Consider the following 23,259-nt stretch of genomic DNA (forward strand, 5'->3'; position numbering starts at 1 on the left):
GCGCCTCCCGAGCTAGCTGGAACGGAGAACCATGTCAGACCTTGACGTCACCCGTGCGGATGCGGTGCTGATCGGCGGGGGGATCGCGAGCGCCACCCTCGCCGCGATGCTCACCGAGCTCGAGCCCGACTGGAACATCGAGGTGCTCGAGAAGCTCGACGGCCTCGGCCAGGAATCCAGCGACGGCTGGAACAACGCCGGCACCGGGCACAGCGCCCTGTGCGAGCTCAACTACACCCCGCAGGACGTCGACGGCTCGGTCAGCCCGGCCAAGGCGATCTCCATCAACGAGCAGTTCCAGGTGTCGCGCCAGTTCTGGGCGCACCTGGTGGAGACCGGCCGGATCGGCGATCCCTCCACCTTCATCCACGCCGTGCCGCACATGAGCTTCGTGCACGGGATGGAGAACGTGGACTACCTCCGTCGTCGCCACGAGGCGCTCTCGACGCACCCGCTGTTCGACCGTATGGACTTCACCACCGAGCACCGCCAGCTCTCGGAGTGGGCACCGCTGGTCACCGAGGGTCGACCGGTCACCGAGACGGTCGCCGCCACCTATTCCCCTGACGGCACCGACGTCGACTTCGGGACCCTGACCACCCAGCTGCTGGACTACGCCGGGAGCCACGGCACCACCGTCTCCACCGGCTCCGAGGTCATCGACCTGCGCCGGATGGGCACGGACTGGGGCGTCATGGTCCGCTCCACGGCCGACGACTCGATCCGCGTCGTCCGCGCCCCGATGGTGTTCGTCGGAGCGGGCGGCGCCGCACTGCCCCTGCTCCAGAAGTCCGGGATCGAGGAGATCCGCGGCTTCGGCGGCTTCCCGATCTCCGGGCAGTGGCTGCGCTGCACCGACCCCTCGGTGATCGCACGGCACGACGCGAAGGTGTACGGCAAGGCCGCCGTCGGGGCGCCGCCGATGAGCGTCCCCCACCTCGACACCCGGTACGTGGACGGCCAGCGCTCGCTCATGTTCGGCCCCTACGCGGGCTGGTCGCCGAAGTTCCTCAAGTCCGGCAGCTACATGGACCTGTTCGAGTCCATCAAGCCGTCCAACATCACCCAGATGATGGCGGTCGCCCCGCCGAACCTCGACCTCATGGTCTACCTGGGCTCCCAGCTCGCCGCGACCCGCCATCAGCGGTTCGACGCCCTGCTGGAGTACATGCCCGACGCCCGCGAGGCCGACTGGGAGGAGGTCACCGCCGGGCAGCGCGTCCAGGTGATCGCTCCTGACGCCTCCAAGCACGGAGTCCTCCAGTTCGGCACTCAGCTGATCAGCGCCGCCGACGGCTCGATCGGCGGCATGCTGGGCGCCTCGCCCGGTGCGTCGACCGCCACGAGCATCATGCTGAACCTGCTCGGGAAGATGTTCCCGGAGCGGATCGAGCAGTGGCGCCCGACCATCACGAAGATGGTTCCCAGCTGGGGCACCCATCTGGCCGAGGATGCCGACGCCGCGCATCGTTCGCTGCAGGCCACGGCCGCATCACTGGGGCTCGAGCACCCCTGAGCCCACCGTCGGCGCCTCCCCGGGGCGCCGACGGGCCCTCGTCGCGGACGGACCGCGGCACGTCACCGTCGACCACCCACCCGGCAGGACCAGGAAGAAGGAACCCGGATGCGAATCTCCTTGATGACCACGTGCCTGGTGGACGTGATGGCACCGGACGTCGCCCGGGCCACCGTCACCCTGCTCGAGCGGCTCGGGCACCAGGTCGTCTTCGACAAGCGGCAGACCTGCTGCGGGCAGATGCACACCAACACCGGGTACTACTCCGAGGCCGCCCCGGTGGTGCGCAGCTTCGTGGACACCTTCGAGCCGTCCCTGGACAGCATCGATGCGATCGTCATGCCCTCGGGGTCCTGCGCCGGCTGCGTGCGCGAGCAGCACCAGCTCGTGGCACAGCACGAGGAGGACGCCGTGCTGGAGGAACGGGTGGCCGCCGTCTCGGCGAAGACCTACGAGCTCTCCGAGCTGCTCGTGGACGTGCTCAAGGTGACCGACGTCGGCGCCTACTTCCCGCACAGCGTCACCTACCACCCCACCTGCCATTCGATGCGCGTGCTCAAGGTCGGGGCGCGCCCGCTGAAGCTGCTCCGGGCGGTCGAGGGCATCGACATCCGCAACCTCCCCGAGTCCGACTCCTGCTGCGGCTTCGGCGGCACCTTCTCGGTGAAGAACGACGCGACCTCCGATGCGATGGTCACCGACAAAGCGGCCAACGTGGTCTCCACCGGCGCCGAGTTCGTGGTCGCCGGTGACGCCTCGTGCCTGATGAACATCGGCGGCAAGCTGCGCCGCACGAACAGCAACGCCACAGGACCGCAGGCCGTGCACCTCGTCCAGATCCTCGCCTCCACCCAGGAGGATCCCTTCATCCCATCCGAGACCATCCTGGGAAGGGCCTCATGAGCACCGTCGACCTCGGCATCCCGACGATCCGCCCCCAGTACGCCTCGCCGTCCTCGAACCTGCGCGGCACGCAGTCCTTCCCGGAGGCCGCGCGCGGTGAACTCGATGACGAGACGCTGCGCGGGAACCTCAGCCACGCCACCTCCACCATCCAGTCCAAGCGGGCGTCGGCGGTGCGCGAGGTGCGTGACTGGCAGAAGCTCCGCAACGCCGGCAGCGCCCTGAAGTGGCAGGTCACCGATCATCTCCCGGAGCTGCTGGAGCAGCTCGAGGAGTCCGTGACCGCTGCCGGCGGCGTGGTGCACTGGGCCCGTGACGGCGACGAGGCCGGAGAGATCGTGACCCGTCTCGCCCTCGAGCGCGGCGCCGAGGAGATCCTCAAGGTGAAGTCGATGGCGACCCAGGAGATCGCCCTGGACGAGACCCTCGAGCACGCCGGGATCCGCACCATCGAGTCGGACCTCGCCGAGCTCATCGTGCAGCTCGCCGGCGACACCCCCTCCCACATCCTCGTCCCCGCGATCCACCGCAACCGCGCCGAGATCCGCGAGATCTTCCTGCGGGCGATGCCGGACCTGGATCCGTCGATCACCGACGAGCCCGCGGAGCTGGCGGACGCGGCGCGTCGCTTCCTGCGCGAGAAGTTCCTGGACATGCCGGGATCGGTCGCGATCTCCGGGGCGAACTTCGCCGTCGCGGACACCGGAACCCTCGTGATCGTCGAGTCCGAGGGCAACGGCCGCATGTGCCTCACCCTGCCCAGGACCCTCATCTCCGTGGTCGGGATCGAGAAGATCATCCCGTCGTTCCAGGACCTCGAAGTGTTCCTGCAGCTGCTGCCGCGCTCCTCCACCGGGGAGCGGATGAACCCCTACACGACGCTGTTCACGGGAGTCACCCCGGGCGACGGCCCCGAGGAGTTCCATCTGGTGCTGCTGGACAACGGCCGCAGCGCCGTGCTCGAGGACCCGGAGGGCCGCAGCGCCCTGCACTGCATCCGCTGCTCGGCCTGCCTGAACGTGTGCCCGGTCTACACCCGGACCGGCGGCCATGCCTACGGCTCCACCTACCCCGGTCCGATCGGGGCGATCCTCTCGCCGCAGATGACGGGCATGCACGGGCCGGACGACCCCAACACCTCGCTCCCCTACGCCTCGAGCCTCTGCGGTGCCTGCTACGACGTGTGCCCCGTGAAGATCGACATCCCCAAGATCCTCGTGCACCTGCGCGCGGAGGAGGTTGACCAGCGCCGGGAGACCAAGGGCGAGTTCCGCGGCACCTGGGACGTGGCGATGAAGGGTGCCAGCACCCTGATGAGCTCCCCCGGCGCCTATGACAAGGCGGTGCGCGCCGCCGGCCCGCTCTCGAAGGTGCTGCGCGGCAAGAACATCGGGAAGGTTCCCGGGGCTGTCCCGCTGGTCCCGGGATGGACCGACCACCGGGACCTGCCCAAGCCCGGTCAGTCCTTCCGCAGCTGGTGGGACGCCCGCGAGAAGGACGACGACGCCCCCACCCGCGGCGAGGAGCAGGCATGAGCGACTGGACGGACCAGCGACCGGTCCACACTCCCGGGATGAGCGCCAAAGAGGAGATCCTCGCCCGCGTGCGCACCGCCCTCGCGGCCCCGCGCCGTGACGCCGTCACCGAGGCGGAGGACGTTCCCCGCGACTATCAGCGCGCCGACGCCAAGCAGGAGGTCTCCACCGACCGGGGCAAGGTGCGCGACGTGCTGGTGCAACGCCTCGAGGACTACACCGCCGTCGTGCATCGCACCACGGCCGACGGGATCCCGGCGGCGATCGCCACCGCCCTCGGCTCCGCACGCCGCGTCATCGTGCCGCCGGGGCTGCCGGAGACCTGGACCGGGTCCGTGGACGCGACGGTGATCCAGGACGACGGCACCGCCTCCCCCCGGGACCTCGACGCGATCGACGCCGTCCTCACCGGCTGCCACACCGCGATCGCCCTCACCGGCACCATCGCGCTGCGCGGCGACGACCGCGGGGGCCGACGGGCGATCACCCTGGTCCCCGATCACCACATCGTGGTCGTCGAGGACGAGCAGGTGGTGCTCGGCGTCCCCAAGGGCATCGAACGCCTGGGCACCGACCCCGGAGCACCCTGGACGTTGATCTCCGGGCCCAGCGCCACCAGCGACATCGAGCTCAGCCGCGTCGAAGGCGTGCACGGGCCGCGACGGCTCGACGTCGTGCTCGTCGAGCCGTCCCCCGAGCCCGAGCCCGGGTCAGATTCCGACTCACAGTCCGGACCGGGGTCCGAATCAGGGTCCGGAACGACGCCGGGATCAGAGTCAGATTCCGGGCCCATGCATCCGGCCGCGCCGGAGAGCAGAGAACGGCGCACCCAGCGCACCCCTTCCGATCAGGACCACCAGGAGAAGACCGCATGAGCGACCGCCTGCCCGCTGCAGACACCCAGACCTCCCCCACCGGCGACGTCAGCAGGGACCGCGGTGAGCTGTTCGAGCTGATCGCGGGCGACTACCGGGCAGAGATCTCGACGCTCGGCGCCGTCGTCGAGGCCCTCACCGTCGGGGACCGCGACCTGCTGGTGCGCAACCCCGAGCAGGGACCCATGCAGTTCTACCGCGGAGCGGTGGTGGCACCCTGGCCCAACCGGATCGGCGACGGCGCCTACACCTGGGACGGCCAGCAGATCCAGACCGCGCTCACCGAGCCCGAGCGCGGCAATGCTCTCCACGGTCTGATCTCGTTCCAGGCCTTCACCCCGGTCGAGGTCGCCGAGGACGCGATCACGCTGCGCACCGAGCTGTTCCCCTCCCCCGGCTATCCCTTCCACCTGGTGCTCACAGTCCACCACGCCGTCGATGCCGATGCGGGCCTGACCACGACGGTCTCGGCCCGGAATATCGGCTCTCAGGATGCTCCGTACGGCGTCTGCCCCCACCCGTATCTGGTGGCCGGGACGGAACCCCTGGACGAGTGGACGCTGCAGGTCGAGGCCGGGACGGTGCTCACCGTCACCGAGGATCGCCTGCTCCCCACCGGCACCGAGCAGATCGCGCCCGGGAGCGACTTCGACTTCAGCCGTCCGCGCACGATCGGTGCGCTGTTCATCGACCATGCCTTCACGGATCTCGGGCGCGATGAGGACGACATCATGACCGTGACAGTGACGGCCCCCGGAGGGACGGGAGTCGCGCTCACCGCGGGGACCGAGTGCGGCTGGCTGCAGGTGCACACCGGTGATCGTCCGGAACCGGAGAACAACCGGCTCGGTCTCGCGGTGGAGCCGATGACCTGCCCGCCCGACGCCTTCCGCAGCGGCACCGACGTGGTGCGTCTGGCCCCGGGCGAGGACTTCTCCGCGAGCTGGTCGATCCGCGGCTGGTGAGCTGAGCCCGGCTCTGGCCAGGCCCAGTCCGAACCGACCCAGCTCTGTCCGGCCGATCCTTCCCGGCCTCGGCATGGCGAGAGCCCGTCACCTCGAAAGGTGACGGGCTCTCGTCATGCCGGGATGCACTCCCCGGGAGGCTGCTGCGCGATCAGTTCGCGTGGGCATCCTCGTACGCCGTGCGGATGGTGCCGGAGATCCGGCCACGGTCGGGAACCTCGTAGCCTGCCTCCCGCGCCCACTCGCGGATGCGTGCGGAATCGTTCGAGCCGCCGGAGCGACCGGACGCGGTCCCGCGGCTGCGACGACCGCCGACACGACGGGCCTTGCTGACCCAGGTGCCCAGCTCCTCGCGGAACTTCCGGGCGTTGTCCTCGGACAGATCGATCTCGTAGGCGACGCCGTCGGCGGCGAAGCTCACGGTCTCGGCGGCCTGACCGCCGTCGAGATCATCGACGAGCTCCACGTAAGTCTTCCGTGCCATAGGGGTACTCCCTCGCTGGTCTGCGTGTTTCTGAATCCACGAACTCTGGATGAGTTCGCGAGCGCCACCTAGTATCCATTGCGAAGGAGAGATTATCAATCTGTATCGCAGAATCACTTCCGCACGGTGATCCTATTCATCCGTCGGATGGAGTTCCCGAAAATCCTTCTCCGCCTGTCGCTGAGCTTCCCGCTCCTGCCGATCCGACCGCAGAATTGCCCGCATCACGAACCAGAACAGGAGTCCGACGCCCAGAGACGGCAGGAGAGATCCAGCTTCGAAGAAGAATCCGCTGTCCATCTCAGGCCTCCGGCTTCACGAGCGGGAACAGGATCGTCTCGCGGATTCCGAGGCCCGTCAGCGCCATGAGCAGGCGATCGACGCCCATTCCCATGCCGCCCGTCGGCGGGAGCGCGTACTCCATCGCCTCGAGGAAGTCCTCGTCCAGACGCATCGCCTCGTCGTCGCCCTGGGCGGCCAGACCCGCCTGCTGGGCGAAACGCTCACGCTGGATGACAGGATCCACGAGCTCGGAGTAGCCGGTGCCCAGCTCGAAACCGCGCACGTACAGATCCCACTTCTCGACGACACCGGGCGTCGTGCGGTGGGCACGGACCAGGGGGCTGGTCTCGACCGGGAAATCGCGCACGAAGGTGGGCTCGTACAGGTGGTCGCCCACGCGGTTCTCGAAGAGCTCCTCGACGAGCTTGCCGTGCCCGAACTTCGGATGATCGAGATCGAGGTCCAGGGACCGTGCTATCTCGCGCAGGCGCTCCGGCGTCGTCTCCGGGGTGATCTCCTCGCCGAGGGATTCGGAGAGCGATCCGTAGACCGTGATCTTCGCCCATTCCCCGCTGAAGTCGTATTCGGATCCATCCAGGAGCGTGACGACCTGCGAGCCGGTGGCGCGCTCGGCGGCTTCCTGAACAAGAGTCTGGGTGAGATCGCCGATGGAGTCGTAATCGCCGTATGCCTCATACGCCTCGAGCATCGCGAACTCGGGCGAATGCGTCGAATCCGCGCCTTCATTGCGGAAGTTGCGGTTGACCTCGAAGACCCGTTCCAGGCCGCCCACCGCCGCACGCTTCAGGTACAGCTCCGGGGCGATCCGCAGGAACAGATCGAGATCGAAGGCATTCATGTGGGTGACGAACGGGCGCGCCGCGGCGCCGGAGGGGATCACCTGGAGCATCGGGGTCTCGACCTCGACGAACTCCCGGGAGTGGAAGGACTCGCGCAGGGAGCGCATCACCTGGGCGCGCTGGCGCACGGTGTCCCGGGCCTGCTGGCGCACGATCAGGTCGACATAGCGGTGACGGACCCGCGACTCCTCGGAGAGGTCCGCGTGGAGCACGGGGAGGGGGCGCACCGCCTTCGCCGCCATCTGCCAGGTATCGGCGAACACGCTGAGCTCGCCACGACGGGAAGCTCCCACGCGACCGTGGAAGAACACGTGGTCGCCGAGGTCGACGTCCGCCTTGAGGTCGGCGAGGCGCTGCTCCCCGATCTCCGCGAGCGAGGCCATGATCTGCAGCCGCTGACCGGCGCCGTCCTGGATGGTCACGAAGGCGAGCTTGCCGGTGTTGCGCTGGAACACGACGCGACCGGCGACGCCCACGACGTCCTCGGTCTCCTGGCCCGCCTCCAGGTGCCCGTAGGCCTCCCTCACGGCGGCGACGGTGGTGGTGACGGGGACCGAGACCGGGTAGGCCTCCTCGCCCCGTTCGAGCAGGCGCTCCCGCTTTGACTTGCGGACCGCTACCTGGTCGGAGGTGTCCGTGGGGTCGAGGGCAGGTGCGTTCTCAGTCATGATCCGCATTCTCTCATCACTCCCCGTGGAAACGCTGGTCTCCTCAGGGAGCTGTCACCACCACCACAGCGGCATCCAGCAGACGGGTGCCCTCCACGCGCCCTGCGAGGGTCACGAGCACCTCACCGCGATGGTCGGCGTCGATCTCCTCGAGAGTGCTGGGATCCAGCGCGAGGGCATAGGCCCACTCGATCTCGGCACGATCGACGGCGGCCGCGAGAGCCTCTCGCAGGGCGGCGTTCGAGGGCGCGGCGTCCTGCGCCGAGGCCAGGGTGCGGGACAGGGCCAGCGCCTGCTCCCGCCCCTGATCGGTGAGGTAGACGTTGCGGCTGGACCGCGCAAGGCCGCTGTGCTCGCGCTGGATCTCGATCGGCTCGATCCGCACCGGGAGGTCGAGGTCGGCGACCAGCTGCTGGATGATCGCGACCTGCTGCGCGTCCTTGCGCCCGAAGACGGCCAGATCCGGCCGCGTGAGCTGCAGGAGCTTCGTGACCACGGTGACGACCCCGTCGAAGTGCCCCGGCCGGGCCGCGCCCTCGAGGATCGTGCCGGCGCGTCCGGCGGTCACCGAGACGGTGGGCGGCAGCACCGGGTACATCTCCTGGACCGACGGGGCGAAGACGAGGTCGACGAGCCCGTCGACGAGGGCGAGGTCCTGCTCGAGGACCCGCGGGTAGGCGTCGAAGTCCTCCCCGGGGCCGAACTGGAGCGGGTTGACGAAATCGGTGAGGATCACGTGATCGGCGATCTCCCGGGCACGGTCCACCAGCGCGAGGTGGCCCTCGTGCAGGGCGCCCATGGTGAACACGGCCGCGACGGTGCCGTCCAGCCTCGCGCGCGCCTCGCGCAGCTGCGCCTTGGTGGTGAGCAGTGCGGTGTCGCGATCCGGCGTCCGGCCGTCGGCCGATGCGAGGTGCTGACCGGCCCCCGGGGCAGGGTTCTGTCCGGCCTCCGGTGCGAGGTCCGGTCCGGCGGCCGACGCGGAATGCTCTCCGGCGCCCGGCGCGGCCTGTGGTGCGGTGCTCATGCGTCCTCCCTGGGCGGGTTCTCCTGGAGCAGCGCTCGGATCTGCTCCCGGCTGCCCTCCGGGATCTTCGCACGTGACAGGGCCGCGAGCGCGAGGGCGCGATAGGTGTCACCGGTATCACCGCGCACGCCGCGCTCCCCCGTCGCGTCGAGATCGTCGAGCGCCTCGAGATGCGCACCCACGGTCCCGGCGTCGCCCCGCATCACCGGTCCGGTGAGCGCCTTCGCCCCATGGCGCAGGGATTCCTCGAGCGCCGCCTCCAGCAGGGGCCGCAGATACGCGCCGGGATCCTCGACGCCGATCCGGCCGAGCGCCTCACGGGCCTGGTCCACGAGGACCACGAGATGGTTCGCCGCATGGGCGAGGGAGGCGTGGTACAGTGGCCGGTCCCCCTCCGCCAGCACCTCGACCTCCCCGCCGAGCTCGACGACGAGGGCCGCGGCGACCGGGAGGAAGGTCGCCGCGGAGGTGATCGCCATCGGGCAGCCGACGAGCCGGGCCAGATCTGTCCGGGTGCCGGTGAAGGTCATGGCGGGATGAATGGCGAGGGTCGCGCATCCAGCCTCGGCCAGGGGCGCCAGCACGTCGGTCCCGTAGCGGCCGGAAGTGTGCACGACCAGCTGCCCGCCCGGCGAGAGACCGGTGGCGGCGATCCCGGCGACGAGCGGTACGAGCTGGTCATCGGGCACGGCCAGCAGGAGCATCTCGCTGCGTTCGACGATCGCGGGCACGTCCAGCAGCGGGGCGCCGGGCAGCAGCTCCTCGGCCCGTTCGCGGGAGGCGTCCGAGACCGCGTAGACCCCGGTGATCGCGTGGCCCTCGGCGCGCAGGGCTGCGCCGAGCACGGCCCCGACGCGACCGGAGCCGATGATTCCGATGCCGAGCCGTGGTGCGTTCATCGATCCTCCAGGAGTTCATCAGGGGCGGGCGCTGCCGACTGGGTCGGTGCTGGCGACTGGGTGGGCGTCGCCGACAGCCGACCCAGAGCGGGCTGTGGCCACTGGTCACGATCGCGGTAGCGCCGCAGCGTCCGGGCATCGAGCGCCAGGGCACCGTGCAGAGCACGAGCGTCCTCGCGGGCGAGGCCGCTCAGGTCCAGGGAGGTGTCCCCCGCGATCCCCACCGACAGGTCGAGCACCCCGAGCCGTCGGGCGAGCGGGCCGTCCTGGAGGGTGAGCTCCTGGATGCGTTCACGCGGGATGATCTGCACGGTCCGCGCCAGCACCCCGCTGCGGTGGATCACGGCCCCGGGCAGCAGCACGGTGACCTCGGTGCGTCGAGCGATCCAGTACGGGCGGGCCGGCGTGCGCAGACCCTCGATATCTCGCGCCCTCGCCGTCATCAGGTGCTCGAGGGTTCCGAGGTCGTCGTCGGTCCCGAGCGGGGCGGCGAGGTGGCTGAGCGTGGCGCCCAGCTCCTCCGAGGTGCCGACGGGCAGGACGTGCTCGGCCCCGTTCTCGTCGGAGTCGTCGATCCCGGCCACGGTCACGGACACGGCGGTCCAGCCGGGGGTGCGCCACAGCAGCGGCCGGCGCAGCTGGAAGCGCTGCACGCGCCCCGAGGCGATGTTGTCGGTCCGCGTGTTGGCCAGGCCGCGACGCATCCGCAGCCCGCGGTCGGTGTCGCGGGAGACGAAGCCCCAGCCGGACTCGATCCGGCCGAAGATGTACTTCGGGATCGTGATCGCAGTGGGCGCCAGGGCGATGATCACGGCGAAGGACAGGCCGTCCTGCCAGATCGCGAGGCCGATCGCGACGAGGACGCCCACGATGCTCATCACGGTCCCGATGAGGAACCCGAGGTCCCGAAGGAGCGAGCGCAGGAGTCGCCCGGTGGGGATCTTCGCGATGAGCTCGCCGTCGGTGACGCCGTCGTAGAGGACGTTCTGGAACGTGCCCGTGCGGTCATGCCCGATGCCCTCGGACCCAGCTTCCTGCGATCCTGCGCCCTGGGGCCCGGTGCCCTGGGATCCGTTGCGCTCGATCCGCGAACCCTCGAACTGCGCACCGTCGATCCCCGCACCCTCGATCCAGGCTCCCTCGGTTCCGGCATCGTCCGCGGTGTCCCGGTCCGTCTTCTCGGAGCGGGACTCCGCGGCCCTGGCGGCGACCCCGAGGATCTGGCGGCGCAGCTGCTCGGCGTCCACGGACTTCACGTACTCGATGTCGAGGTACGACTCCCCGCCGCCCGCGACCTCGACCCGGACCTTCGCCAGTCCCAGCACGCGAGCCAGCAACGGCCGCTCGACGGAGACCGACTCGATGCGCGCCCGCGGTGCATATTCGCGGGACTTGCTGATCACGCCGGTGTGCAGGGAGACGCCCTCGTCGTCGACCGCGTAGGTCGTGAACCACCAGCTGATCGAGGAGAGCGCGATGGCGATCACCACGGCGGCCAGGATGACGCCGGCGCCGATGAGCGCCTTGGTGACCGAGAAGTCGTTGACGAGCCGTGCGATGTTCTGGGCGGAGACCACCGCGATGATGCCGACGACGATCTTCCAGCCGCTCACCAGCGGGGTGATCGGGTGGGTGCGGCGACGCGCGGCCGTGTCGGTGCCGGGCTCCACCGCGGTGCTGTCTGCGGCGCTGCCTTCCGCCGTGCTGTCCGCGGCGCCGTCTGCAGTGCTGCCCACGGCGGTGCCGCCGTGCCCGGTCTCGTTCTCGGCGTCGTCGGGCCCCGCGGAGGGGTGCTCGGACCCTGCGGTGGGGTGCTCGGTCGCACTCACAGCGCGGCCATGATCTCGAGGCCGCGCTCGGTCAGCATCGCCCGCAGGCGCTCGGCCTCCTGCTTGGGCAGACCGGGCAGCACGACGGTGGACCCGCCCGCGGCCGTGCTCACGGTGAGCTTCGCGAGGCCGTAGCGACGGTCCACCGGGCCCTCGTCGATCTTCACGGACTGCACGCGGCCGTACGGGATCGTGTGCACGGAGCGGAACATGATGCCGCTGGCGATCGTGAGATCCTCCTGCGCGTCGAGGTAGCCGATCGCGCGCACCCGTCGCGGAGTGAGCAGGAGGCTCTGCAGCAGGATGATCAGCGGCAGCACGCCGATCGGGGCGAGCCACCACAGGTCGGTCAGCACCGCCGCCACGATCGCGCCCGCGATCAGGAGCACCCAGATCACATATCCCACGATGCTCGCGACGTAGCGGGCGGGCACCAGCCGGGGCGAGACGGGGCGCAGCGCGCCGGTGCCGAGGAGACCGTCCGGGGTGTCGGGAAGCGTCGGCGCCGTGGGGACGACATGCATCGACGCCGTGGGGCGCTCAGTGGGGTCGGGAGCGGAAGTCATGGTCACCATCGTGTCACCTCGTGCGCGCCGCGCCATCCGACCTCCGGGGGAGGTTTCCGCTCCCGACAGTGTCCTGCCCCGCCGATCGTCGGGGTCCGGGGCCGACGTTCAGCCGATCCAGCAGGTTCAGCCGGGCTCAGCGCCCGAGCCCGGCGCTCTCTCCGGTGCTCTCGCCGCTGCCCTCGCCGTCGTCCGGAGGCAGCTGTCCCCAGCGCTCGACGACCACGCCGAGGATCCCGAGCGCGATCCCGACCACGGCGGCGGCGACGGTGGGGAGCACGGCTCCGAGCGGGTCCCCGTTCCCGGTGACGACCAGGAACAGGGCCTGCCCGGTGAAGATGCCGCCCACCACCGTGCCGGTGTAGGCACAGGCACGCGCCAGCAGCACGGTGCGGAAGGCCGTGGGGAGATCGATCTGATGGCGACGCGGGGCGAGGCTCGGATGCACCCGGCGCTCCTCGCTCTCGGCCATGTAGCGGCGCAGCGGGATCCCATAGGCCAGCAGCACCCCGCCGAGAGCGAGCATCACCACGGTGGTCAGCCAGCCCGCGATCGGCAGGGAATGGCCCCGCGCGGCGAGGGTTTCGAGCATCTGGGCACCGAACCCTGCACCGACCACGAGGATCAGCAGCAGGATCGGCAGATTGAGTGGCTTCATGGGCGACCGAACCCGGGGATCGTCGGGCCGGGCCGCAGGCCGTCGCGATCCTCGGCGTGCGCGAGGAGCTCGGCGATCGGACCGAGGCCCGGCATCTCGGCATCGGGCCGGGCGGCGTGCCACGGAGCGAGCACGAAGGCCCGTTCGTGGGCACGGGGATGCGGGAGCGTGAGCTCCTCGTCTGCGCTCACGCTCTCGCCATAGGTGATGACGTCGACGTCGAGCGTGCGGGGCCCCCACCGGACCAGGCGCTCACGATGCGCATCGCGCTCAGCGCGGTGCGCCGCCTCGAGCAGATCGAACGGCCCCAGGACGGTGCTCACGCCGATGGCGGAGTTCAGGAAGGCGCCCTGCCCGTCGGGCCCGCCGACAGGGGCGGTCTCCAGCACGGGGCCCGTCCAGCCGATCTCGATCCCGTCGGTCCGCCCGAGCAGGTCCAGGGCGCGGGCCAGATGCGATTCCCGGTCGCCGAGGTTCGTGCCCAGGGCGAGGACGGCCTCGACAGGGGCCGCGTCGCGGGTGATGGTGATCGCGACGTCGCCCACCGGCAGACCGACGGGGGCCGAGGGCTTGTGCACCCGCACCTCCACACGGCGCACGAGCGGGTGCCCGGTGTCGGTGAGGATCCGCTGCGCGATGCGCTCCGCGAGGGTCTCGACGAGGTCGTGGGAGCCGCTGCCGATCTCCTCGTGCACCGCGGCGGCCACCTCCGCGTAGTTCACGGTGCGCGAGAGCGCGTCGCGGCGGCCGGCCGGAGCGGTCGACAGATGGAGCGCGACGTCGACCACGAACTGCTGGCCGAGATCCTTCTCCTGGCTGAGCACGCCGTGCCGGCCCCAGGCCCGGATCCCGGTCACCTCGATGCGGTCGAGCTGATCGAGCGCGCGACCGGGGTGCGAGCTGCCCGGGAGGGACGGTTCAGGACCTGCGGTGGTGGTCATCGGCGGGCGCTCCTGCGCAGTCGGTCGCCGACGCGCACGGCGGCGAGGGTGGAGGGGACCTCGTGGACCCGGACCGCCCAGGCGCCATGCTCGGCGCTGTAGGCGCTGATCGCGGCCGTCGCGGCGTCGCGGTCCACGCCCAGCGAGCTCACGAAGCGCTTGCGGGAGGCCCCGATGAGGATCGGCAGCCCGTGGGAGGCCATCCCGTCCCAGTCGGCGAGGACGTCCCAGTTCTGGTCCCCGGTCTTGGAGAACCCGAGACCGGGATCCGCCACCAGGAAGCGGTCCTCGACGCCGGCTTCGCGCAGCGCGGTCAGCCGGTCCTCGAGCTCGATGGCGCTGTCTCGCGCCGCGTCCTCGTACACGGCCAGCTCGTTCATGACGTCGCTGTGGCCGCGCCAGTGCATCGCGATGAAGACCGGGGGCGTGCCGCGACCTGTGCGCAGCCGCGCCGCCTCGCTCCCCATGTCGACATCGGCCCGGCCGGCGGAGACGTCGTTGACGATGAGGGCTCCCGCCTCGACGCTGGCGGCGGCGACCGAGGACCGCATGGTGTCCACGCTGATCACGACGTTCTCCGCGGCCAGGGCGCGGACCACGGGGATCACCCGGCGCAGCTCCTCGTCCTCGTCGACCCTGGGCGCCCCCGGCCGGGTGGACTCGCCGCCGACGTCCACGATCGCGGCGCCCTGGGAGACCAGCAGCCTCCCGTGCGCGATCGCAGCGGCCAGGGTGAAGTGCTCCCCGCCGTCGGAGAAGGAATCAGGAGTGACGTTCAGGACGCCCATGACCAGGGTGTCCTCCCCGGCGAGACGCTCCGGGAGTCCCTCCGGGCGCTGGCGTGCCGCGGGGCTCATGGGGTCACGCCCGGTTGATGAGGCTCATGGCCTCGGCCCGGGTGCTGGAACTGTCGCGCAGCATGCCGCGCACCGCGCTCGTGACCGTGCGGGCGCCCTCGGCGCGCACGCCCCGCATCGACATGCACATGTGCTCCGCCTCGATCACCACGATCGCACCGGCCGCGCCCAGCTCGCTCATGAGGGCGTCGGCGATCTGGAAGGTGAGCCGTTCCTGCACCTGCGGCCGGCGGGCGTAGACGTTCACGAGCCGGGCGAGCTTGCTGAGCCCCGTCACCACGCCGCCGTCGGGGATGTACCCCACGTGCGCGGTGCCCACGAACGGCAGCAGATGGTGCTCGCACATCGAGTGGAAGCCGATGTCCCGCACCAGCACGAGCTCCTGGTGGTCGATGTCGAAAGTGGTCGACAGCGGCTCCCGGGCGTCCTGGTCGAGCCCTTCGAAGACCTCCGCATACATCCGCGCCACCCGGGCCGGGGTGTCCTGCAGGCCGTCCCGGTCCGGATCCTCGCCGATCCCGGCGAGGATCTCCCGGACCGCCGCCTCGACGCGGGGGTGATCGATGGTCATCTCAACGAGCCGTCCCGTCGCCCTCGGGGGCATCGTCGCGGCGGGAGGGCCCGTAGCCGGAGTTCCCGTCCTGGTCCCCGCTCGGACCGTAGCCGCCGGAGCCGTAGCCGCCGGATCCGCCGGGGCCGTAGCCACCGGGACCGGAGCCTCCGGGACCATAGCCTCCGCCGCCGCCGGGGAGGTCGCCATGCGGCGCACCCGGGATCGAGGGGCCGTCGTCACCGGGGTGCGGCAGCTCGGGGGCACCGGGGCTGAGGGGCTCGCCCGCGTCGTGGGACTCCGCCCCCGTCGCCGTGGTGCCGCTGCCCGCCTGCGGGGCCGCGAGCGCCGGGCGCTCCTGGCTGGACTGCCACACCTCGCGCAGCGGTCGCTTCGTGACGTCCGTGAAGATCGCGGCGAGCTCGTGCTCGTTCAGGGTCTCCTTCTCGAGGAGCTCCTCCACCAGGCGGTCGAGCACGTGGCGGTTCTCCACGATCACGGACCAGGCCTCGTCCAGGGCGGTGTCCAGCAGGCGGCGCACCTCCTGGTCGATGATGCTCGCAGTCTCGGCGCTGAAGCGGGGCGCCTGGCCCTGCTGCATGCCCACGAAGACCTCGTCCTGCTCGCCGGAGAGCGCGACCTGGCCGACGCTGTCGCTCATGCCGAGCTGCATGACCATCGCGCGGGCGATCTTGGTGGCGTTCTGCAGGTCCGAGCTGGGACCGGTGGTGACGTCGTGGAAGATGCTCTCCTCCACGGCGTAGCCGCCCATCGCGTAGGCCAGGCGGTCCAGCAGCTCGTTGCGCGACTGGTAGTTGCGGTCCTGGGTGGGGACCACCATCGTGTAGCCGCCGGCCCGGCCGCGCGGCAGGATCGTCACCTTGGTGACCGGCGCGGAGTTGTTCATCGCCGCAGCGACCAGGGCGTGACCGCCCTCGTGGTACGCGGTCATCTGGCGCTCACGCTCGGTCATCACCTTGGAGTAGCGCTGCGGCCCCATGGACACGCGGTCGATGGCCTCGTCCAGAGCGCGGTCGTCGATGATCTGGTTGCCGCTGCGGGCGGTCAGCAGCGCCGCCTCGTTGAGCACGTTGGCGAGGTCCGCACCGGACATCCCGATGGTGCGCTTGGCGACGGCCTCGAGGTCGACGTCGTGCTCGAGCGGCTTGCCCTTGGCGTGCACACCGAGGATGTGCAGGCGGCCCTTGAGGTCCGGGGCCTCCACACCGATCTGCCGGTCGAAACGGCCCGGGCGCAGCAGCGCGGGGTCGAGGATGTCGACGCGGTTGGTCGCGGCGATGAGGATGACGTTCTGGTTCTCGTCGAACCCATCCATCTCCACCAGCATCTGGTTCAGGGTCTGCTCGCGCTCGTCGTGCCCGCCGCCCATGCCGGCGCCGCGGTGACGGCCCACGGCGTCGATCTCGTCGATGAAGATGATCGCCGGGGCGTTCTCCTTCGCGGTGGAGAAGAGATCGCGCACGCGGCTCGCGCCGACGCCCACGAACATCTCCACGAAGTCGGAGCCGGAGATCGAGTAGAAGGGCACGTTCGCCTCACCGGCGACCGCCTTGGCCAGCAGGGTCTTACCCGTCCCGGGAGGCCCGTAGAGCAGCACGCCCTTGGGGATCTTCGCGCCCACCGCCTGGTACCGGCCCGGGTCCACGAGGAACTGCTTGATCTCGTCGAGCTCCTCGACGGCCTCCTCCGCGCCGGCGACGTCGGCGAAGGTGACCTGCGGGGCCTCCTTGTTGAAGAGCTTGGCCTTGGACTTGCCGAACTGCATGGCCTTGCCGCCGCCGCCCTGGGCGTTCATGATCAGGAACCAGAACAGGCCGATGAAGATCAGCAGGGGCAGGAACGAGAGCAGCAGCGTCGACCACCACGGGCTCGTGGCGATCTCGTCGGTGTAGCCCTTCTTCGGGTCGGCCTTCTGCACCGCCTCGACGACGTCGTCGCCGCGGGCGTCGACGTAGGAGAACTGGACCTGCTTGCCCTTGTCCTCCTCGCCGTCGACGAAGTTCTTCGTCAGCACCAGGTCCACCCGCTGCTGGTTGCCGTCGATGATCTTGGCCTGGTCGACGGTGCCGCCCTCGAGCAGCTCGAGACCCTGCTGGGTGTCGACCTGCTGATAGCCGTCGCGACCGAACAGGGAGAACAGGGCCATCCCCAGCAGCAGCGCCACCAGGATCCAGATCGCGACCCCGGTGAAGGGCCGACGCTTCTTGGACCTGCCGCCCTTCGCAGACTTCGCAGACTTCGCGGACTTGTCGGCCGCGGCGGCCTTGTTCTTGGTCTTGTTCTCGTTCTTGGAGGAGTCGTCCGCCATGTCAGTCCTCGTAGACCGAGCGCTTGAGCACGCCCACGTAGGGGAGGTTCCGGTAGGCCTCCGCGTAGTCGAGCCCGTAACCGATCACGAACTCGTTGGGGATGTCGAAGCCGACATACTTGACGTCGATCTCGACGCGGGCCGCCTCCGGCTTGCGCAGCAGGGCGGCGACCTCGACGCTCTTGGGGCCGCGCGAGCGCAGGTTCGACAGCAGCCACTTCAGGGTCAGGCCCGAGTCGATGATGTCCTCGACGATGAGCACATTGCGCCCGTCGATGTCCGCGGAGAGATCCTTGAGGATCCGCACGACGCCGGAGGACTTGGTGCCGGATCCATAGGAGGAGACCGCCATCCAGTCCATCTCGACGTCCAGGTCGATCGTGCGGGCGAGGTCGGCCATCACCATCACCGCGCCTTTGAGGACGCCCACCAGGATCGGGGGCTCGTCCGCGTAGTCAGCGGCGATCCGGCGTCCGAGCTCGGACACCTTCTCGCGGATCTGCTGTTCGTCCAGCAGGACCCGTTCGACATCGGGGTGGTGGTGCGTCTGAGGCACGCGGATCTCCTCCAGGGAACGTGGTGGGGTGCGTCCGCCGCGACTCACGGATCCATACGGCGCCACACCAACAGGCCGTCGCGGCGAGCGACCTCGATCCTACCCGGTACGGGTACCGAAGCCTGACCATGCCATGAGACCACCAGCGCATCGATCATGAGCACCTGGCGCCGCAGCAAGGACTTCGCGCCCGACGGGGCCCCGGCCGGCTCGGCGATCCGGCGCGCCCGACGGGAGACGTCCCGGAGGATCCGGGTACGCAGGGGCCCGGGGGCAGCGGTCAGCGCGTGCACGTCCAGCAGCAGCAGGTCCCGCTCCTCGCGCAGCTCGCCCCCGTCCCGGACCAGGGCATCCAGGAGAGCCGACGCCTCGGCATCGAGGTGGTCCGCATCCGGTCGCACCAGGTCCGCGGTACGGGCGAGGTTCTCGTCGATCTGCTCCCCGAGCACCTCCCGCAGCAGCGGCAGCGCCCGGTGCCGCACCCGGGCGCGCAGCATCGACTCATCGGCGTTCATCGGGTCCTCCCACCACTCCAGGTCGTGGAGGCGGCAGATCTCCTCGGTGTCGGCCCGGCGCAGCGCCGTGGTCTCGTCGCGGCCGCTGCCCAGGAAGGGCCGCAGCAGCGCGCCGCGGGAGCGCGGGATCCCCGCGAGGGCACGGGGGCCGGCGCCCCGTGCGAGCCCCATCAGCACCTGTTCGGCCTGGTCATCCAGCGTGTGAGCCATCAGCAGGGCCAAGCCGCCGCGATCCTCGAGGAGGGCGTCGAGCGCACTGTGCCGTGCCTCCCTGGCGGCCTTCTCGAGGCCTCCGCCCGCTGCGGGATCGACGTGGACCCGCAGCACGTGCGCGGCGACACCGAGCCGCTCGGCCTGGGCCTTCGCCCGCTCCGCGACCGAGGCCGAGGCCTCCTGCAGTCCGTGGTCGACGATCGCCGCCTCGGTCTCCAGGCCCATCCGTGACCCGACCCAGGCCGCCGTCGCCAGCAGCGCGAGCGAGTCCGCTCCCCCACTGAGCCCGACGAGGATCCGCGGGGACAGCTGACCGGCCGCGGTGTCGTCGGCCAGCTGCTCGAGCCGGCTCGCGAGCGCCACCTTGACGGAGGTCCGTGCGCGCGCCACGACGGGGGCGGGCCCGGCCATCAGAGGACCACGTCCATCAGACGACCGCTTCCCTCACAGGACCATTTCCCTCTGGAGACCTCCCGCATCAGGCGACCTTCACCATCTCGGCTGCGACGGCATCCACGGCCTCGCGGGCCGCGACGGCGTCCGCCCCGTCGAAGCCGTGCACCACGATCGAGTAGCCCGCCGTCCGACCGTCCGGCAGCACGACGACCCCGGCCAGGGTGGCGGCGCCTCCGAGATAGCCGGTCTTGCCCCGCACGAGACCGCGGGCGAGGTCCGTGTCATCGGCCGCGAAGCGCTCGGTGAGGGTCCCCGAGAGCCCGGCGATCGGGATGTCGAAGAGGATCTGCTGCAGTGCGGACTCCTCCCCGGAGGCGACGTGCGCGAGCACCGCGGAGAACAGGGCCGGCGGCACCTTGTCCTGCCGCGAGAGGCCGGAGCCGTCGTGGATCTCGAGCGCGGCGAGATCCTCCTCGCTCACGCCGATCTCCGCGGCGAGATCCCGGATCTCCGCCTCGACCGCGGCCGCAGCTCCCTGCGGGGTCGTCTCCTCGCCCCGCGCGTCGGCGACGAGATGCGCGAGCAGCTCCGCGGTCGTGTTGTCGGAGATCTGCAGGGTGTGGCGCACGATCTCCGAGAGGGGCGCCGAGTGCACCTCGACGCTCGGGGCCTCGTCCGCCGCCTGGGCGGTGGTGAGCTTCCCGGCGACCGGGAGCCCCTCCTCCTCGAGCAGCTCGGCGAAGCGGCGGGCCGCGTCACCGGCGGGATCCATGGATTTGGGTCCGTACTGCTGCCCGTCGAGCCACCCCTCGTCCAGGGCGAGCGTGGCCGTCGGCGTCACCCATCCGCCGGCGGCCCCGTTGTTCCCCCAGGCGGGATTGGCGCCGCCTGCGAGGTAGGAGTCGTCCAGGGCGAGGGAGACCTCGGTGCTGCCCTGCTCCGTCGCGAGCGCGACGGTCTTGACCGCGAGATCACGCAGGTCCTCCTCGCTGAGAGTCATGTCACCGCCTCCCTGGAGCGTGACGAGACCGTCCTCGACGGTGGCGCGGGTGGTGAGCACCTCGTCCCCGGTATAGAGGCGCAGCACGGCGGCGGCGGTCAGGAGCTTGATGGTCGAGGCCGGGGTCCGCGCGACATCGGCATCCCGAGCGGCGAGCACCTCCCCGGTATCGGCGTCGACCACGCTGAAGGCGAGCCCTCCGGCGACGACGGGATCCTCCGCATGCGATGCCATGCGTCTCTCCAGGTCAGCAGCCTTTTCGAGGTCCGGCTCAGGGGCGACCTCCGGGCCCGGCGCGGCGGCCGGGATCCGCTCCCAGTCCTCGGCCTGCGCCTGCGGCCCGGCCTGCGGACCCTCCTGCGCGCCACGCACCGTGAGCACGCCCGGGAAGGCGTCGGTGAGATCCCCGATCAGGTAGAAGCTCCCGGGGACGACAGCGCACAGCACGATCGCCGTCGTGCGCCATATGCGCTCGGATACTGTTCCCACCATGACCCCACGATATGGTGTCCGGGTCAGAACCAGTGCCCACAGGGCCGGAGCAACGGAGCGGCTGTCGTGGAATTCGACGTAACCATCGAGATCCCTCGCGGGAACCGGAACAAGTACGAGGTGGACCACCACAACGGGCGTATCCGCCTGGACCGGATGCTGTTCACCGCCACTCGCTATCCCGATGACTACGGGTTCATCGAGGGCACTCTCGGAGAGGACGACGATCCCCTGGATTGTCTGGTCCTGCTCGAGGAGCCCACCTTCCCGGGCTGCCTGATCCGCTGTCGCGCGCTCGGCATGTTCCGCATGCGCGACGAGGCCGGCGGCGACGACAAGATCGTGGCGGTGCCTGTCGGTGACCGCCGTCAGGTCCGTCGTCAGGAGCTCACCGATGTCTCGGAGTTCCATCGGCTGGAGATCCAGCACTTCTTCGAGGTCTACAAGGATCTCGAGCCGGGGAAGAGCGTCGAGGGCGCTCACTGGGAGGGCCGCAGCGACGCGGAGGCGGAGATCCGCCGTTCCTACCAGCGTGCCGTCGGCACCGAGCACGAGAACGATTTCACGCAGGACGTGTGATCACCGGGCGGTCGCCCCGGTGTGACCGTCCTGTCCACGGACAGCAGGAGAGGGCCGGCCCCGCGGGGTCGGCCCTCTCTTGCTGGTCCTGCGGCCTGCTGCCCAGTGGCGCTCTCCCTCGAGGCGCTTTGCCCCGGTGCCCCCGGTGTCCCGGTGCCCTCAGGCTGCGAGCCTCAGCGGTCCAGGCGATCCGCCCGCGGGCCGGAGTCCGCGAGCTCGCCCTCGAGGGTCGGGGCCTGCGAGAAGATCTCCAGCATCGCGTCGACGACGGACTTCGAGACGGATCGCGCCCCGAAGCCACCGATGACGGCCCCCACGCCGAAGGGCAGGAGCCGACCCAGCCACAGCTTGCTGGAGCGCGCCACGACCCGCCGGCGCACGTACCGGGAGATCTGCTTGCTCACCAGACCGGGGAGGAAGCCGCCGCCGCCCCCGCCGAGCACGGCGTTCCACTGCAGTCCCTGCTTGCCCATCGCCTTGGCGATTATCTCGGTTCCCCGCTCACCGCTGAGCACGCCCATCAGCACCAGCCGGCGCGTGTGCTTGTCCGACATGTCCACGTCGTGGATCTCCGCGGCCGCGAGGGTCAGGAAGGCGCAGGCCTCGGCGAAGGAGACGCCCTCGCCGACGGTCAGCCCGAGAGCTGCCGCCGTACCCAGTCCGGGCAATGCGGCGACGCCGCCGATCCCCGCCCCGGTCAGGGTCATCAGGCCCGCGAAGCGCCCGGTGGCCCGCTCCAGGAGCTGTCGCGGCGTGTCCTCGGGGTGCTTCGCACGCAGCCGCCGCACATAGCTGTGCGCCAGGGGCGTCTGCACCTTCAGCGCGGCGTCGATCACCGAGAGCCAGCGCTCGTCGAGCTCCTCGCGGAGCTCACCGCTGTCATCCTGATCGATCTCCGGCGTGTTCTGGTCGCTCTTGCTCACCATCGGCTCCGTTCGTCTCGTGTCGTGAACAGGGCCAAGCTACCGCCCTCGGCTGGCAGGATGCCGACGACGGGCGGTGCGATCGACCGACGACAGGCAGTGCGATCAGCCGACGACGACCTGGCCCGCGGCGAGCTGGGTGATCTCGCCACGCAGGTCGAGCAGGCGCACAGCCTCGCTGAGGTCCTCGTAGTGCGGCGTGTAGCCCGCATCGATGAAGGAGCGCGGCACCATCAGGTCGTGGCACAGGGTGCCTGCCAGATGGTCGGTCTCGTGCTGCAGGATGCGGGCGGGCCAGCCCTGGTGCTCCTCGTCGATCTCCCGCAGCTCACCACCGGGGAGCAGCTCGACGGCCCGCACCCGCACCCGCCGGGACCGGGGCACGATCGACTGCCAGCCGTCCACGGACAGGCATCCCTCCCAGGCATAGACGCGCTGCTCCCCCAGCAGCTCGACCTGCGGGTCCAGCAGGGCGCGCAGCGCGACGGGTGAGCGCTCCAGGGGATCCTCCTCGCCCTCCTCCTCCCTCTCGGACCGGTCCTCGATGACGTAGAGGGCGAGGGGCAGCCCCACCTGAGGTGCGGCCAGGCCCACGCCCGGCGCCTCGCGCATCGTGATCGTCATGGCGTCCACCAGCTCCAGCAGGAGGTCGGTGGCCAGGCGACCGTTTGCGGTCAGCGCAGGGCGTCGCAGCGCCGGATGGCCGGCTTGCACGATCCGCAGCGGATCGGTCTCCTTCTCGCGACGGTCGAGGATCTTCCGGGTCAGCTCAGTGGTATCCACCCGCCCAGTATCCCGCAGCTCCCGCCCGTCACCGTCGAGCTGCCCGGCCGGCGCTCGA

At 70.5% G+C, this 23,259-nt stretch carries 22 protein-coding genes; 6 read left to right on the forward strand and 16 right to left on the reverse strand.

All coding sequences use genetic code 11. From position 1 onward, the window contains the following. Positions 1–31 precede the first annotated feature (31 nt). The 5 genes from INT49_RS12970 (at position 32) to INT49_RS12990 (ending at position 5,794) form a co-directional block, all read left to right on the forward strand. Complete coding sequence (locus INT49_RS12970; RefSeq protein WP_193118165.1) at positions 32–1,516, forward strand: malate:quinone oxidoreductase; 1,485 nt, start codon at positions 32–34, stop codon at positions 1,514–1,516. A 108-nt stretch (positions 1,517–1,624) separates the two neighbouring features. Beyond that, a complete protein-coding gene (locus INT49_RS12975) occupies positions 1,625–2,419 on the forward strand; it encodes a (Fe-S)-binding protein (protein ID WP_193118166.1) in 795 nt (264 codons plus the stop codon). Next, positions 2,416–3,954, forward strand: a complete 1,539-nt coding sequence (locus tag INT49_RS12980; RefSeq protein WP_193118167.1) for a lactate utilization protein B — start codon at positions 2,416–2,418, stop codon at positions 3,952–3,954. Before INT49_RS12975 ends, INT49_RS12980 begins: the two co-directional genes overlap by 4 nt. Beyond that, the gene (locus tag INT49_RS12985; RefSeq protein WP_193118168.1) at positions 3,951–4,829 is read left to right on the forward strand and encodes a LutC/YkgG family protein; all 879 of its coding nucleotides are present in this window, start codon (positions 3,951–3,953) and stop codon (positions 4,827–4,829) included. Before INT49_RS12980 ends, INT49_RS12985 begins: the two co-directional genes overlap by 4 nt. Further along, complete coding sequence (locus INT49_RS12990) at positions 4,826–5,794, forward strand: aldose 1-epimerase family protein (protein WP_193118169.1); 969 nt, start codon at positions 4,826–4,828, stop codon at positions 5,792–5,794. The genes INT49_RS12985 and INT49_RS12990 overlap by 4 nt, the downstream gene beginning before the upstream one ends. 151 nt (positions 5,795–5,945) lie before the next feature. On the opposite strand, the gene INT49_RS12995 is transcribed toward INT49_RS12990, so the two are convergent. The 14 genes from INT49_RS12995 to INT49_RS13060 form a co-directional block, all read right to left on the reverse strand. Next, entirely contained in the window at positions 5,946–6,278 is a 333-nt protein-coding gene (locus tag INT49_RS12995; protein ID WP_193118170.1) for a histone-like nucleoid-structuring protein Lsr2, read from the reverse strand. Positions 6,279–6,579: 301 nt separating this feature from the next. After that, entirely contained in the window at positions 6,580–8,088 is a 1,509-nt protein-coding gene (lysS, locus tag INT49_RS13000) for a lysine--tRNA ligase (RefSeq protein WP_193118171.1), read from the reverse strand. Between the two features lie 43 nt (positions 8,089–8,131). Continuing rightward, a complete protein-coding gene (gene panC / locus INT49_RS13005) occupies positions 8,132–9,115 on the reverse strand; it encodes a pantoate--beta-alanine ligase (protein ID WP_193118172.1) in 984 nt (327 codons plus the stop codon). Then, positions 9,112–10,014, reverse strand: a complete 903-nt coding sequence (locus tag INT49_RS13010; protein ID WP_193118173.1) for a Rossmann-like and DUF2520 domain-containing protein — start codon at positions 10,012–10,014, stop codon at positions 9,112–9,114. Before INT49_RS13010 ends, panC begins: the two co-directional genes overlap by 4 nt. Continuing rightward, the gene (locus tag INT49_RS13015; RefSeq protein ID WP_319021616.1) at positions 10,011–11,843 is read right to left on the reverse strand and encodes a PH domain-containing protein; all 1,833 of its coding nucleotides are present in this window, start codon (positions 11,841–11,843) and stop codon (positions 10,011–10,013) included. The genes INT49_RS13010 and INT49_RS13015 overlap by 4 nt, the downstream gene beginning before the upstream one ends. Further along, positions 11,840–12,409, reverse strand: coding sequence for a PH domain-containing protein (locus INT49_RS13020; protein ID WP_193118174.1), 570 nt, complete (start codon positions 12,407–12,409; stop codon positions 11,840–11,842). The genes INT49_RS13015 and INT49_RS13020 overlap by 4 nt, the downstream gene beginning before the upstream one ends. A gap of 136 nt (positions 12,410–12,545) precedes the next feature. Beyond that, on the reverse strand, positions 12,546–13,067 hold the full coding sequence (locus INT49_RS13025; protein WP_193118175.1) for a DUF3180 domain-containing protein: 522 nt from the start codon (positions 13,065–13,067) through the stop codon (positions 12,546–12,548). Beyond that, positions 13,064–14,008, reverse strand: a complete 945-nt coding sequence (folK, locus tag INT49_RS13030) for a 2-amino-4-hydroxy-6-hydroxymethyldihydropteridine diphosphokinase (protein ID WP_193118176.1) — start codon at positions 14,006–14,008, stop codon at positions 13,064–13,066. The genes INT49_RS13025 and folK overlap by 4 nt, the downstream gene beginning before the upstream one ends. Beyond that, positions 14,005–14,865, reverse strand: coding sequence for a dihydropteroate synthase (gene folP, locus INT49_RS13035; protein WP_193118177.1), 861 nt, complete (start codon positions 14,863–14,865; stop codon positions 14,005–14,007). Before folP ends, folK begins: the two co-directional genes overlap by 4 nt. A gap of 4 nt (positions 14,866–14,869) precedes the next feature. Next, positions 14,870–15,436, reverse strand: coding sequence for a GTP cyclohydrolase I FolE (folE, locus tag INT49_RS13040; protein WP_193118178.1), 567 nt, complete (start codon positions 15,434–15,436; stop codon positions 14,870–14,872). A 1-nt stretch (position 15,437) separates the two neighbouring features. Then, positions 15,438–17,744, reverse strand: coding sequence for an ATP-dependent zinc metalloprotease FtsH (gene ftsH, locus INT49_RS13045; protein WP_226850471.1), 2,307 nt, complete (start codon positions 17,742–17,744; stop codon positions 15,438–15,440). 1 nt (position 17,745) lies between these two features. Next, positions 17,746–18,300 carry a hypoxanthine phosphoribosyltransferase gene (gene hpt, locus INT49_RS13050; protein WP_193118179.1) on the reverse strand — a complete coding sequence of 185 codons (555 nt, stop codon included), beginning with the start codon at positions 18,298–18,300 and terminating at the stop codon, positions 17,746–17,748. A gap of 44 nt (positions 18,301–18,344) precedes the next feature. Continuing rightward, on the reverse strand, positions 18,345–19,439 hold the full coding sequence (tilS, locus tag INT49_RS13055) for a tRNA lysidine(34) synthetase TilS (RefSeq protein ID WP_193118180.1): 1,095 nt from the start codon (positions 19,437–19,439) through the stop codon (positions 18,345–18,347). Positions 19,440–19,506: 67 nt separating this feature from the next. Next, entirely contained in the window at positions 19,507–20,916 is a 1,410-nt protein-coding gene (locus INT49_RS13060; RefSeq protein ID WP_193118181.1) for a D-alanyl-D-alanine carboxypeptidase/D-alanyl-D-alanine-endopeptidase, read from the reverse strand. Positions 20,917–20,982: 66 nt separating this feature from the next. Here INT49_RS13060 and INT49_RS13065 point away from each other — a divergent pair, with 66 nt between their 5' ends. Continuing rightward, positions 20,983–21,495, forward strand: coding sequence for an inorganic diphosphatase (locus INT49_RS13065; RefSeq protein ID WP_193118182.1), 513 nt, complete (start codon positions 20,983–20,985; stop codon positions 21,493–21,495). 173 nt (positions 21,496–21,668) lie between these two features. Here INT49_RS13065 and INT49_RS13070 read toward each other — a convergent pair whose 3' ends face one another. Beyond that, complete coding sequence (locus INT49_RS13070; RefSeq protein ID WP_193118183.1) at positions 21,669–22,421, reverse strand: hypothetical protein; 753 nt, start codon at positions 22,419–22,421, stop codon at positions 21,669–21,671. Between the two features lie 102 nt (positions 22,422–22,523). Continuing rightward, positions 22,524–23,201 (reverse strand): peptide deformylase, encoded by a 678-nt coding sequence (locus tag INT49_RS13075; RefSeq protein WP_193118184.1) that lies wholly within the window; start codon positions 23,199–23,201, stop codon positions 22,524–22,526. Positions 23,202–23,259 lie beyond the last annotated feature (58 nt).

Source organism: Brachybacterium tyrofermentans, from assembly GCF_014897585.1.
Taxonomy (GTDB): domain Bacteria; phylum Actinomycetota; class Actinomycetes; order Actinomycetales; family Dermabacteraceae; genus Brachybacterium; species Brachybacterium tyrofermentans.